This window comes from Nocardia sp. NPDC049526, assembly GCF_044465765.1.
Classification (GTDB): Bacteria; Actinomycetota; Actinomycetes; order Mycobacteriales; family Mycobacteriaceae; genus Nocardia.
In genome coordinates this window covers 612011-625353 of sequence record NZ_JBITMA010000004.1, presented here as the reverse complement: position 1 = coordinate 625353, position 13343 = coordinate 612011, and the positions used below count along the sequence as shown (strand labels likewise).

14 protein-coding genes are annotated in these 13343 nt (G+C 66.7%); 12 read left to right on the top strand and 2 right to left on the bottom strand.

Features of this window, described 5'->3' with window-relative positions:
• Positions 1–19 precede the first annotated feature (19 nt).
• The 9 genes from ACIBW7_RS16425 (at position 20) to ACIBW7_RS16385 (ending at position 5183) form a co-directional block, all read left to right on the top strand.
• Positions 20–298, top strand: coding sequence for a hypothetical protein (locus tag ACIBW7_RS16425; RefSeq protein WP_397047041.1), 279 nt, complete (start codon positions 20–22; stop codon positions 296–298).
• Between the two features lie 8 nt (positions 299–306).
• Positions 307–594 carry a YbaB/EbfC family nucleoid-associated protein gene (locus tag ACIBW7_RS16420; RefSeq protein WP_397047040.1) on the top strand — a complete coding sequence of 96 codons (288 nt, stop codon included), beginning with the start codon at positions 307–309 and terminating at the stop codon, positions 592–594.
• A gap of 123 nt (positions 595–717) precedes the next feature.
• Entirely contained in the window at positions 718–1029 is a 312-nt protein-coding gene (locus ACIBW7_RS16415; RefSeq protein ID WP_397047039.1) for a hypothetical protein, read from the top strand.
• Between the two features lie 3 nt (positions 1030–1032).
• Complete coding sequence (locus ACIBW7_RS16410; protein WP_397047038.1) at positions 1033–2358, top strand: hypothetical protein; 1326 nt, start codon at positions 1033–1035, stop codon at positions 2356–2358.
• A gap of 12 nt (positions 2359–2370) precedes the next feature.
• A complete protein-coding gene (locus tag ACIBW7_RS16405; RefSeq protein WP_397047037.1) occupies positions 2371–2667 on the top strand; it encodes a PE domain-containing protein in 297 nt (98 codons plus the stop codon).
• A 14-nt stretch (positions 2668–2681) separates the two neighbouring features.
• On the top strand, positions 2682–3656 hold the full coding sequence (locus tag ACIBW7_RS16400) for a PPE domain-containing protein (protein WP_397047036.1): 975 nt from the start codon (positions 2682–2684) through the stop codon (positions 3654–3656).
• A 25-nt stretch (positions 3657–3681) separates the two neighbouring features.
• The gene (locus tag ACIBW7_RS16395; protein WP_397047035.1) at positions 3682–4473 is read left to right on the top strand and encodes an ESX secretion-associated protein EspG; all 792 of its coding nucleotides are present in this window, start codon (positions 3682–3684) and stop codon (positions 4471–4473) included.
• A gap of 87 nt (positions 4474–4560) precedes the next feature.
• Positions 4561–4857, top strand: coding sequence for a hypothetical protein (locus ACIBW7_RS16390; RefSeq protein ID WP_397047034.1), 297 nt, complete (start codon positions 4561–4563; stop codon positions 4855–4857).
• A gap of 35 nt (positions 4858–4892) precedes the next feature.
• Positions 4893–5183, top strand: a complete 291-nt coding sequence (locus ACIBW7_RS16385; protein ID WP_397047033.1) for a WXG100 family type VII secretion target — start codon at positions 4893–4895, stop codon at positions 5181–5183.
• Positions 5184–5243: 60 nt separating this feature from the next.
• Here the strand turns inward: ACIBW7_RS16385 and eccE are convergent, their stop codons facing one another.
• Entirely contained in the window at positions 5244–6968 is a 1725-nt protein-coding gene (gene eccE, locus ACIBW7_RS16380) for a type VII secretion protein EccE (RefSeq protein ID WP_397047032.1), read from the bottom strand.
• Positions 6969–7063: 95 nt separating this feature from the next.
• Here eccE and eccB point away from each other — a divergent pair, with 95 nt between their 5' ends.
• Positions 7064–8506, top strand: a complete 1443-nt coding sequence (eccB, locus tag ACIBW7_RS16375; protein WP_397047031.1) for a type VII secretion protein EccB — start codon at positions 7064–7066, stop codon at positions 8504–8506.
• A 28-nt stretch (positions 8507–8534) separates the two neighbouring features.
• Here the strand turns inward: eccB and eccA are convergent, their stop codons facing one another.
• On the bottom strand, positions 8535–10343 hold the full coding sequence (gene eccA / locus ACIBW7_RS16370) for a type VII secretion AAA-ATPase EccA (protein ID WP_397047030.1): 1809 nt from the start codon (positions 10341–10343) through the stop codon (positions 8535–8537).
• Between the two features lie 117 nt (positions 10344–10460).
• Between eccA and eccD the strand changes: the two genes are divergently transcribed.
• Complete coding sequence (eccD, locus tag ACIBW7_RS16365) at positions 10461–11933, top strand: type VII secretion integral membrane protein EccD (protein WP_397047029.1); 1473 nt, start codon at positions 10461–10463, stop codon at positions 11931–11933.
• Between the two features lie 14 nt (positions 11934–11947).
• Entirely contained in the window at positions 11948–13342 is a 1395-nt protein-coding gene (gene mycP / locus ACIBW7_RS16360) for a type VII secretion-associated serine protease mycosin (protein ID WP_397047028.1), read from the top strand.
• The last annotated feature ends 1 nt before the right edge of the window (position 13343 follow it).

The window sequence follows — 13343 nt, the reverse complement described above, 5'->3', positions numbered from 1 at the left end:
AAGGAGTGGCTCGATCTCGGTGGAGACCACTGAACAGGGTTTGCCGGTCGGCATCAAGGTCGAACGCGGTGAATTGCGTCGTCCCCCCGCCGAGTTGGCGGCCGAGATCGTCAGATTGTGTAAGCAGTCGGCGAATCGAGCCGGCCTCGCGCGCCGGGCGGAGTTGCGGGAGGCGGGGCTGAGCAGTGATGTTCTCGCGCTGACCGGGCTCCCCAAGCCGGAAGATGTTGCCCGCCAAGAACTCATCGAAGAATCCGAGTACGAGGTCGAGCCGCAGAGTTGGTTGCGGTCGGTATGAGTAAGGCGATGGACGATCTCGAGGCGCGGGCGCAGCGCAGCCTGGAACGGCTGCGCGACCTCGCCGACGAGATGGGTGCGGTGCGCGGCCGCGAGACCTCATCCGACGGAGTCGTCACCGTCGTGGTCGACGGGAACGGGGCGCTCCAGGAGCTCGAATTGTCGGCGGGGATCGCGAAGTTGACTCCGGCCGAGTTCGAGCGGCTCGTGATCGACACGGCGAGTCGTGCGGCGCAAAGTGCTTTTGCCGAACGTGGCGATCTGGTTGCCGCGTTCAACGAAGAGGCTGCCGAGTAGAGGGGGCGCGTATCACGACAATGACCCCTTACCACGAGTGGGTGGTTCCGCCGAGGCACGGCCGCGGTAACCCGCTACATTCAACAATGCGAAACAATCATGTTCCGGCAGTGAAGGTTTGCGATGAATAAAATAGTAGCTACGACCGATGCCATTCGCCGGTACGGTGACGCCTCCGCGGCCTTGGCGACCGATGTCGCGCTGGCGGGAGCGACGAATCAGGTCGCGACCATGGCTGCCGCGATACCGGTCTTCGGGCTGATCGGCCAGGATTTCCTGGCTACCTTCGCTGTCGCGCAGGCCAACAACCTGACCTCGGTGGCCGAGCTGGCGCATGTGCACGGAATGTCGGCGGTTGCCGCCTATGAGAGCGCGGCCCTCTACGACGGCACCGAAGCCGTCGCATCCGCCGATTTCGGGAAGATAAGCGGCTGATCCATGAACGCGCCGCTGGATCAGTCGGTCGTAGACCTGTTGCGCCACAGCACCATTGGGCAGGCAGTGGACAGGCCGGTGAACGATGTCCTGAAGGATCTGGGGCTGCCGCAGTTGCCGCAGGTTCCGGCACTGCCGCCGATGCCGGAGTTCCCGCCGCTACCGGTGCTCGATCTGTCCGTGCTGGCGAAACCGCTCACCGATCTGGCCGGCAGTTTCGGCACCGGGCGTATCCCCGCCGTGGGCCACGTCGGCTCCGAGGAGCCCGGGGTCAATCCGGCGGCGGCCCCCGCGATCGATCCGGTGCAGGCGCTGTCCCAGGTGTCATCGGTCGTGCAGACGGCGGTGTCGCTCGGCACCTCCGCCATGCAGATAGCGCAGATGTTGTGGCAGAGTGACGCAGCCACCGCCGCCGGTAAGAAGGCGACTCGGGCCGCGGCGGACGGAACGGCCGTCTCGGAGCAGAGTGCGCAGACATCGGTCGGCGTCACCGCCGCGGCGGGCAGTGTCTTTCAAGGTGCCACGATGATGTCGGGGATCATCGCGAAGTTCATGACCTCGCTGGTGGCCGCGGCTCCTTTCCTGCCCACCCCACCCGGGCAGGCGTTCGTGGTCGCCCTCACGGCCGATACTCTCGCCGAGGCCACCGCCTGCGTCGCCAAGACTCGTGCCGAACTCACCGTGCACAGCGCGGCCATGACCAAAACCGGAACGAAGGTCCCGGTGACCGGAGCGCCGAAAAACGTCGATCCGTCACAGGCAGTGCAGCAGATGATGCAACTGGTGGGGCCGCTCGGTCAGCTGGCGACTGCGGGTGGCCAGGCGCTGCAGACCGCCCAGACCGCGCTGAATCCGGCGAAGGGGATCGCCGATCAGGATGCCGATATGGAGCGGGCACGCCACGAGGCCGAGTTGCGCAACCCCGGTGGTGCGCTCGGCGGAGGTGCGGCAGGTGTCGGCGCCCCGATAGTGGGAGGGCAAGCGCGCCAGCTGACTCCGTGGGCCGGTGTTCGCGGCGGCACTTCCTTCGGACCGGCGGGTGCCAGTATGCCCGCCGCGGAGACGGCGTCCGCTGTCCAGGCTTCGCCGGTGCGCGGTGCGGCCACCTCGCCCGGCGCGATGCCGCTGGCCGGTGCCGCGGGTGCGGCCGGTGCGCGTGCGCAAGAAGAGCAAACGACCGAGGGCCTGCGCGGGCTACTGGTCACCGGGCAGCACGGCGACGAGGTCGTCGGTGCTGTCGAAGGTGTATCGATGCCGGTGGTCGGCGCACCCGAACAAGCTTCGGGGCGACTGGATTCCGATCCGCCGGACAAGGCACTCACCCTCTGACGGGAGATCATCATGGAATTCGAATCGACGCAGGCCCGCAAGTCGGCGACGGCATTGGACGCGCTCGCGGCGCGGCTCGAGGCCGACCTGCGTGCGCGACTGCCGGTACTCGCCGTCGAACCGGCCGGGACCGACGAGGTGTCGGTGCGCGCCGCGCAATCGCTGCGCTCGGTCGCCTCGTCCTATGACGAAGCCGCCACGGCGGGCATTCTCGAGGTCCGCAAGCTGGCCGCCGCACTGCGTTCCCAGACCGATGTGATGGATCGGATGGACGACGACAACGCGGCCGGCTTCCGGGCAGTGAAATAGCAACGGGAGCAGGGATGGTCGAGCCGCCGGTAATCGGCTTCACCGGTGTGGTCTGGCCCGCCAGACCCACCGAACAGCTGGCACGTGATTTGACCACGGGTCGCGGCGCGGCGCCGATGGCCGAAGCCGGTACGGCATGGACGCAGCTGGCCGCCAGCTTCGGTGCGGCGGTCGGTGAATACGACCAGATCGTGGCGGAGCTGCGGGAGTCGTGGCGGTCGGACAGCAGTGATCTCGTCCTGGAGCGGATCGGCAAGCTGCGTGATTGGCTCGTCGATGCGGCCGCATCTGCGGGCCGCAATGCCACCAGTGCGGCGGGCCAGGCCGCCGCCTATGAGGTGGCCAGGCTCGCGATGCCGCATGTCGCCGAGATCGCGGCATTGGAAGCTGTCAAACAGAGCATCGAGCACGCGGGTGCCGCGCTCGGCGCGCCACTGGTCGCCGCGGCGGCGCAGGTCGACAGCGAACAGGATCTCGCGAAAGCCGATGCCGCACGGGTGATGCAGAGCTATGAGTCCGCGACCACGCCGCTGGCGACTCCCTGGGTGCAGGACCATCCACCGGTGATCGCGACCAGTGTCGCACTGGACGCCGAGCAGAATGCGGCGGTGGCATCGACGGCCGCGGCGATGCCCGCGATGCCCGGCGGTGGTTTCATGCCCGTCCTCCCGGGGCTGCCCTCGATGCCGCTGGCGCAGACGGCGTATCGGGCACAGACCGTCACGCAGTCGGTGTCCGTTGAGGAAGTCGTTGCGGCACAACCGGTGCCGGTGCACGCGGAGGATGCCACCGGCCGGATGATGCCCGGCGGCATGGCCCCGGGTGGCGCGGGCATGGGCGAGGCCGAACGCACTGTCCGCGCGGGGGCTGCCCCGACACCACGCCCCGGTGATGCCATGCATTTGGAAACCGGTATCGAGGCCGCACCGCCGGTGCTCGGTGGTGTTGCCGAGCAGAACGAGCCCGCGCCGGGGAAGGCACAGCCATGACGCCGCCCGGAGGGAGGAGAGCGATATGCCGACGTTGACGAACGACGGGCTGCTCGCAGTGTCGGACATGCTCGGCGTGCAGACCCTGCCGACTGTACTCGGGGCCTGCCCGCAGCAGGATTCGGTCGACGCCTGGCATGCCGCGCAACAGCAGGCGTTATCCGATCTGCGCGGCGCCGGCCTGATCGACGGCTACGACGAGGTCGAGTCCGACCTCGCGGCCGCACTGCATGTATTGGCGCAGCCGGATCGGGAATTGGTGGCGCGCATCTATACCGAATCGGGACCGATACGAATCTGCCTGGCGCGCAGAGGGTTCGAACACGCGCTGGCCATTCGTCAAGGCGGCGATTTCGATATCCGCACCACTTGGGCCGACGACAGCGGAACCGCGTTGGCCCGTCCGATACTGTCCGCCCTCGGCGCATGCGAGCCCGCGCCCATCGCCAATTTCAGCGCGCTCGCCGAGGATCTGCGACTGTTGTTCGACGGCGCAACGACCTCGAGCGACTTCACCCAGGCGCTGTATTCGCTGGGAGTGGCCGACGAACGCGATGCGATCGAATTCGGGCTGGCCATGTCGACCTGCTTCGCACACGCCGAAATCGTCGCCTACACCACCTCCGACGCGGTGACGACCCGGGCCCTCGGATCGGTCGCGGTGTACGACACCGCACGCGGCCGCATCGTCGCCAGCCCCGGAGCAGCCCAGGACCTCCGGGTCTGGTCCACCTTCACCCCGGGCTCCGATCACCGGATCGCACAGTCGGTTTCGGCTCTGATCGATTCCCTGCCCGGAGGAAGGTGGATGCCCTAGCTCACGCGCTGTCGAGGGCTGACTGTGCGAATTACCGGCAACACCAACTGAATACACCCGACACCGCAGAATGAGAAGGACTGAACAATGAGCAAGGTAAGTCTCGACGATGCCGCTGCCGCCCAGGTTGTGAATGATTTCATGACGGCGGTGGGAGAGATCAAGAAGACGATCGCGGGGATCGGCGACGACATCAACGCCGCCAAGCCCGGCTGGCAGGGTGACGCCAATACCGCATGTGGTAAGGCCGCCGATGCGTGGGCGGACGAAGGCGAGCGGCTGCGGGTCAAGCTCGACGATATGACGTCGAAGATCTTCGAGGGCGGCAAGACCAAGACCAGTGTCGATGCCGACAACGTCGACAACTTCACCAACCTGGTGTAGCACCTCGCCGACCATCACATCCGGAAGGAATCGATATGCTTTACGACCCCAAATTCCTTGTCCCGCTGCTGGGGCAGCTCGACGAGCATTACAAGAACCTGCACACCCAGATCGCGCACCTGGAGTCGGCCGCGGATAAACTGATCAAAGTTGGCTGGGAAGACAACGACTCGGCCATCGCATTCAGCAAGGCGCACAAGAACTGGGAGAACGAGTTCTCCGACACCGCAACGAAGCTCGAAAACCTGCGTGATGCGGTCGATCGGGCGCTCGGCAATGCCCAGCATGCCGACCAGAAGATCTACCAAAGCTTCGAAGGAATGTAGTCGCGTCGATTCCGAACGGCCCGTGCATGATCGCGTGCACGGGCCGGTGGCGTTGTGCTGTCAGTCGGCCATAACCATTCCGGTATCGAGATACTCCATCTCCGCGGGAGTCGCGACCATGTAGACCGAGGTCTGCTCCGTCGCCGTGTGGACGGTGACCAGATTCGCCGTCTGTGGATCCTCGGTCAGTACGATGTCGGCGGTGAAGTTCTCGATTCCGTGACTTCCCTGCGGGCGCAACAGGATGACGGTCGCGTCGGAATGATGCGTGGAGGGCACGATACCGTCGTAGACGACCACCGTCGCCGACCGATACGAACTCGCCTGCTGTGAACTGGCCGACCATCCGGCCAGCGACAGTGCCTGTGGTGCATCGACTCTCGCCACCATGGCACGCCAGGCCTCATGGCGATTGGTGTGCACCACGACGGTCGCTCCCAGCGCGATCGCGCGCAGAATCACCTGTTTCACGATGAGCAGCGATCCGATGATCTCGACCCGGCGGATGTACTGACCGACCAGCGGCAATGCGACGCCCTGTCCGGAGAAATCGGCGCCGACGATCTGCCCGCATCCGGTGATCGGGGTGAACAGATCGGCCAGCGAATCCGGCGTTCCCAGATAGCTCTCGATCGGCAGTGCGGGTCCTTGGACATTGATCGGCAGCCGATCCAGCATGGCGCGACGGTGTTTACCGGACAGGGCGACCAGACCCGGACTCGATACCTTGGCCGGCTGATCGCGAGCATCGAAACGCACCGTCGCCGACACCGAGATGGTTGCCGGTCCGCGATCGGCCCGGTGGGTCGGAGTGCCGGTGGCGCGACGTAGCCGCAGGGTGACGGTGGTCGCCAGACTCGGGGTCGCCCATACCTCCGCCAGTCCGCGTGGGCCGAGCGCTTCGGGAGTCATACGGTAAGTGGCGGAATGGATTCCGTCGTGCTCGACGCTGTGCGAGGTCTCGTCGAGCCGGGTGAGGTCGGCATTGAGGGTGAGCTGGTGCACGGCCGCGGTGATCTCGGTCGCCGACAACACCGACACTGTCAGATCGCGGGCCGCGAGGCGGTTGGTCACGCGCCGGGTCGCGACGATCGCGGACCGCAATGTGCCGGCCGGGCCGCCGCCGCGACGGTCGATCGCGGGCGCATTGGCCAGCGGGTCGAACCGCAGCACCACCCATGCCGTGCGGTGCGCGACCGCGGGCAGCGGGCCCAGGATCTGCTCGTACAGCTGGGCCACCCGGCCGGCATCGGAAGTGCGCGAACCGGTGGTGATCACGTCGATCGAGTCGAGGTCGATATCGAATTGGCTCAGGCAGCGGGCGATTTCGGGCAGTGGCACCATCTCGCCGGTATTCAGGCCGCTCGGGCTCAGCAGTGTCACATTCTGCGGCGGCGCGTCGATGCGCAACATGGTGATCAACCGGGCACCGCCCCAGCGCATACCGTAACTCCCGCCGTCGGGAGCCGGTACGTCGAACGGGATGTGCTGGGTGTCGGATCCCCAACGCTGGGAATGCCAGCGGAACGCGAATGCGTCCGCGAGGGACGCCGCCGCGCAGGTGCCGCGCACCCGCACAAGCCCGATCAGTGTGACCGCCACACCACCGGCGGCTGCCGCGTACCAGGGTGCGCCACAGGCGATTACCGCGAAGGCGACGGCGATCGCGACCAGGAGTACGGGAACCACCAGGCGTAGCGGTAGCACCCGGAACAACCAGAATTGCGGTGAGCTCAGCGGTGGGGCAGCGGGTTGCGCCGCGGGGCCGGCAGTCGTCGTCGCCATGTGCTCATCATGGACCGAACGTCGATGGCTTCGCTACTGTACTCACCTCAGGTGGGTATACCCCCTCGTCACCCCAGATCTGTTTCGGAGGAATCGTGCCGGCCCAGCTGACTACACGTGCCCAGGTCAACGGATACCGGTTCCTGTTGCGCCGCTATGAGCACGCGCTGGTGCGCCGTGACGTCCGCATGCTGCACGATCCGATGCGGTCGCAGTCGCGCTCGCTGATCGTCAGCACGGTACTCGGCATCCTGATCATCGCGGGCGCGGCGATCCTGTCGTTCCTGCGTCCGCAGGGTTCCATCGGCGACGCGAAGATCGTGATGGCCAAGGACAGCGGCGCGCTGTACGTCGTCGTCGACAACACGTTGCATCCGGTACTGAATCTGGCTTCGGCCCGATTGATCACCCAGAGCAACGAGGCGCCGACCTCGGTGAAGGAGTCCAAACTCGGCAGTATGCCGCGCGGTCCGTTGCTCGGGATCCCGGGCGCCCCGGCGACGCTGCCCGGATCCTCGGCGGGCAACCGGCCGACCTGGACGCTCTGCGATGCCGTGCCGTTGTCGTCGGCGGGCAGTGCCACCGGGGCCTCGGGCGCGGAATCGACCGTGATCGCCGGTGGACTCGACACCTCCGCGGAAACCGCTGCCCGGCCACTGAATCCGGCACAGGCACTCCTGGCGACCCGGGACGGAAAGACCTTCCTGATCTTCGACGGCAAGCGTGCCGAGGTCGACCTCAACGATTCGATCGTGGCCAGGGCACTCGGGGCGGGCAAGGTTGCGCCGAGGCCGATCAGTGCCGGTCTGCTGAATGCCACTATCGAGGTACCGGCCTTGACCCCGCCCCCGCCGATCAACCGAATCGGTGAGCCCGGTCCGGGCCGGTTGTCCGATGTTCCGGTCGGTGGTGTCATCCGGGTGCGCGGGGTCGATTCCGATGCGCTGTATGTCGTGCTCTCCGCCGGAGTACAGCGGGTGTCGCCGTTTGCCGCCGAGATGATCCGCAACGCGAATTCCCAGGGAATGAGCGAGATCACGACCGTGCCGCCGGACCGGCTGGTCGGCGTTCCGCTGCTCACGGTGCTTCCGGTCGACCACTTCCCGAAACAAACGCCGGTGATCGTCTCCGCCGAGAAGGCGCCGGTCGGATGTGTGTCCTGGACGGCGAATGCCGTGGGGGAGGGGGCGGTGGTGACGGTGCTCGCGGGACGTGAGCTGCCACTGGCGAAGTCGTCGATTCCGGTCGAGCTCACCACCGCCGATGGTACCGGTGACCGCCTCGATGCCGCCTTCATCCCCCCGAGCACCGGGGAGTTCATTCAAGCCGCCGCGATCGATTCCGACAGCGAGCGTCGCGGCACGCTGTTCTATGTGGGCGACAACGGTGTTCGCTATGGCATCCCCGACGCCGAAACGGCGAAGATCCTCGGTTTGGCGGACAAGCCGCTGCCGGCCCCGTGGCCGATCGTCGGTCAGCTGGTCCCCGGGCCGACCCTGTCCGCCCAGCAGGCCCTGGTGAGCCACGACACTTTGTGAGGTCCCGGCAACGGCGCCGACTACCCTGCTAGCCCAGAATATTCGCGAGTGCGTTGCGCATATCCTCCGCCTCGATGCGCATCAGGACCGCTTCGTCGATATCGGTCAGGTCCAGGGTCTCGTCATTGGCCAGCCGGAATTCGCGCTCCTCCTCGGCCGATTCGATGAGGTTGCGGATGAAACGTCCGTTGCCGACCAGGTCGATGCCGCGGCGCGGTTGACCGTTCTGGTCGGTACTCTGGCGGTTGTACAGCTCGGTGCACGCCTCGACCAGTAGGTCGAGCGCCTCATCGGTGATCGACGAATCTCGTTTGCGCGCAATGTATTCCCCGATCTCGCCCAGTTCGTCCGGTGTGTAGGAATCGAACTTCACCCGCTTGGCGAACCGGGAGGCGAGACCGTCGTTGGCCGCCAGCAGCCGATCGATCTCGCCGTCGTATCCGGCGATGATGACCACCAGGCGGTCCCGATCGTCCTCCATACGGGCCAGCAGGGTATCGATCGCCTCACGTCCGAAGGCGTCGCCGCCCTGCAGACCCGACTGCACCAGGGTGTAGGCCTCGTCGATGAACAGCACACCGTCCATCGCGCTGTCGATCAGCTTGGATGTCTTGATCGCCGTGCTGCCCAGATGCTCGCCGACGAAGTCGGCGCGCTTGGCCTCCACCAGCGAGTCGCTCTTCAAGAGGCCGAGCCCGCAATAGATCTTGGCGACCACGCGGGCGACCGTCGTCTTGCCGGTTCCGGGCGGACCGGTGAAGGCCAGATGCTGGCCGCGCGGCACGCTGGCCATCCCCTTGCCGGCGCGGATCTTCGCCAGCTGTGCGGTGGCCTGCAGTTTGGCCACCTGGGTCTTGACCGCTGCCAGGCCGATCTGTTCGTCGAGTTCCGTGCGAGCGGCATCGAGAATCAACTTGGCCTTGTCGTCGCGCTCCTCGCGATCGATCTGCTCGGCCGACGGTGCCGAGGACGGATCCCATCGGTTGGTGCGAGCGTCGATCCGTTCCTGGGTGGTGGTCGTGATGCGATACTTGCGGTCCCGCATCGCCTGCGCATTGGCCTCGAAATCCGGAGCCTCGGAGAACACCTTCTCGAACAATGCCTGTGCCTCGGTCTCATGTCCCGTTTCGCGCAGGCACAGGCCGCGGCAGAATCGAGCGGAGACCGCGGCGGCGGGGATCGGGCCCTGCTCGGCCTGCTCCATACGGCGGATGGCCTCGCCGAACAATCCCAGCTGGGCACACGCGGTGCCGACCATCACATGTGCGGCCGCGGCCATATAGGGGTCGTCCCACTCCGCGGAGCCGGCCAGTACCGTCATCACATCGGGCCAGCGCTGGGTCTGATAGTGCAGCGAGCCGCGGACATATGCACAGATGCGGTCGTCGGCCGAGCGATCCTCTTGTGACAGTTGAGATTTTCGATGCCGGGCGAGGTCGTCGAGTACCCGCTCGGCTTCGTCGTAGTCGCCGTCGGCGATCAACGTCGCCGCCTGTGCCAACATGATCTCGACGAAACTGGCGAGCGGATAGTCGATGTACTGGCCTATCACGAAGCGGCCGGCGAGCTCGCGGGGACGCAAACCGAGACGGCGTTGTTCCCGGAACAGGGAAGTCGAACTTGTTTTGTAGAGGTTGAAAATGACCTCGCGGGTGACCTCCCCGGCCGCCGCGCGGCCCAGCCACGCATCGCACATCTCGGGGTCCCATTCGGTTGCCCGGGTGAACGCGAGCTGGGCATATTCCAGGTCACGGGTGGATTCCTGGCCGTCGATGGTAAGGCCCAACGACAATACGCCGGCGTCGAAAGCGCGTTGTGCTTGGCGATTGTCAGGCATACGGGAGAGCCCCCAAAGCGTGCGATGCGGACGAGATTTGCTCAGCATACGACAGGCGCAGGTATAGATTGAGAGCCTTGTCCTGCTCGAGCGCGTGAATGAGGAGCCTGCAGACTCGTGAGAGAGCCTTCGACCGGGAGCGTGGGAGCCGCGGATCCGGAATTGTGCCGTGTGTCGATCATCGGTGGAAATACCCAGCTGGACATGGGATTGCCCGCGACCGTTCCGATCGCCGCGTTCATCACCGATGTGGTCGGACTGATCGAATCTCGCACACCGGATCTCGCCGCGGATGACGAGGGCGCCCCGCTGCGCACCGAGCACTGGACTCTTGCCAGGGTCGGGCACGATCCGATCCCGCCGAACCAAACCTTGATCGACGCACAGATCTTCGATGGTGAACTGCTTGTGCTGCGCTCGGTGACGGCGAAGGAATCCCCGGCGTTGTTCGACGATGTCATCGACGCGGTGTCCCGGCTGACTACGGAGTCGTTCCGCGGTTGGTCACCGGTCGCGGCCCGCTGGACGGGGCTGATGACCGCGCTGGCCGGGATATCGGCGGCGATCGGGCTGCTGGTGGTGGCCAAACAGGACGGCACCAGTGGCTTTCTCGGATTTCTCCCGCTCGGCGCCGGTATCGCCGCCGTCGTCGCGGCGGTGATCGCGATCCGCCAGTACGCGGCCCGGGTGACCGCGATGATGCTGTCGCTGTTCGCGACGCTGCTGTGCGCCGCGTCGGCGGCCCTGTTCGTGCCGGGTGATCTCGGCAGTCCGCATCTGCTGTTGGCTTGTGCCACAGCACTGTTCGTCGCCGTGATCGCCTACAGCGTCACCGGTGTGGGCGCCATGCTGTGCGCGACGGTGACCACCTTCGTACTGTTCGGTGGATTCGCGGCGCTGGTTCGCCTGGTGTGGGACGCCGGCACACCGAAGATCGCCGCCGGGGTACTTGTTGCGGCACTGATCGTGATCACCATGGCACCACGGCTCGCGGTCGGTGCCGCGCGGCTGCCGGTGCCGCCGGTTCCGACCGCGGGCGGCGCGATCGACCCGGCCGATCACGAACCGCGGCCGACAATCGCCGATATCGGCGCCATCGGCGCGACCGCGCTGCCGTCGGCGGCGGGCCTCGAACTGCGGGCCAACGCCGCCAACCACTATCAATCCGGTCAGTTGCTCGCCAGCACGCTCGCGGCCTTTCTCGCCGCGGTGCTCGCCGCCGATCAGTTGGGGACCGCGCGATGGCAGGGTGTCGCGCTCGCGGTCGTCGTCGGACTGATCCTGTGCCTGCGCGGGCGATCGTTCGCGGACCTGGTCCAGGCCGGGACGCTGATCGTCGGCGGCGCCGTCACACTGCTCGCGGCGCTGGTCACCGCCGGGCTCGGGCAATCGTCGTATCTGATGCCGATCGCCGCGATCGTGCTGGCGGTCTCAACGGCGATGATCGCCTTCGGTGTCATCGCACCGCACACCGAGTTCTCGCCGGTGGTCCGCAGGGCCGGCGAGATCTTCGAATATCTCCTGATCGTCACCAGCATCCCGCTGGCGCTGTGGATCATGGATCTCTACTCGGCCGCTCGGAATCTGTGACCCGAGGTTCCCGCATGCGACTTGTGCTGAGGCTGGCCGGAGCGATACTGCTGCTCGCTCTCGCCACGATCGGGTTTCCCGCTCCGGCCTTCGCCGCCGGGCCGCCCGTCATCGATGGCGGTGCGCTCGGTGCGGCGATAGCGGCCAGTGGGGGCGGACCACCCGAGGCCACCGAACAGCGCTCGGTGTGCGCCGAACCGAAACTCGCCGGCGCCCCACCGCGTGATCCGCCGCAACCACAGCGGCTGCTCGACCTGCCCGCCGCCTGGCAGTTCAGCCGCGGTGCCGGCCAGAAGGTCGCGGTGATCGACACCGGCGTGCGGCGCCACCCACGCCTGCGCGCCGTGCAGCCGGGCGGGGACTTCGTGTCGAATTCGGATGGCACCGACGACTGCGACGGCCACGGCACCCTGGTGGCCGGCCTGATCGCCGCTCAACCCAGCCCGGAGGACGGATTCGCCGGGGTCGCACCGGATGCGGAGATCCTCGCGATCCGGCAGTTGAGCCTGGCCTTCGAAGCAAAGGATCGAGGTCGCGGCGACGAACCGGGCAAGATCGGCTCGGCCGGTTACGGCAATGTGATGACCCTGGCCGCATCCGTCGTCCGCGCGGTCGATATGGGCGCGACGGTGCTCAATATTTCCGAAGTCGCCTGTGCCGCAGGCGGATCTGGTCCCGCCGATGCGGCACTCGGCGCCGCGGTGAAATACGCCTACGACCGCAATGTGGTGGTGGTGACCGCCGCCGGTAATATCCAGCAGGGCGGGGCATGCGCCGCGCAGAACGACGGCACCGGCTGGGGTGCGGTGAAGACCGTGGTGAGCCCGGCCTGGTTCACCCCCTATGTACTGTCGGTCGCCTCGGTGGACCCCGATGGGAAGCCGTCGGACTTCTCCATCCACGGCCCCTGGGTCGGTGTCGCGGCACCCGGTCGGGGGATCGTTTCGCTCGACAGCAAACCGGGTGCGGCCGGTGTGGTCGACTCCGTGCAGACCAGCGAGGGCACCGGATCCATCAACGGCACAAGCTTTTCCAGCGCCTACGTTTCCGGGCTGGCGGCATTGGTGCGGGCCAGATTCCCGCAGCTGTCGGCCCAGCAGGTGATGGATCGGATCACGCGCACGGCGATGCAACCCGGCCCGGGCCGAGATGACCGGCTCGGCGCCGGGCTGATCGACCCGCTCGCCGCGCTCACCGCACAACTGCCCGCACAGCCGATCGCCGCCGATGCGGCGCGAGCGCTGCCGGCACCGGCGCCACCGCCGTATGTCGATCCGGTGCCCGGCCGGGTCGCGATCATCGGGACGCTGGTTCTGCTGGCGCTGCTCGCCGTCGGCTTCGCGCTGTCGATTCCGTTCCGTGGACGACGCAATCATGTCGATCCGGCGGAAGACCGAGAAGGACTGTAGG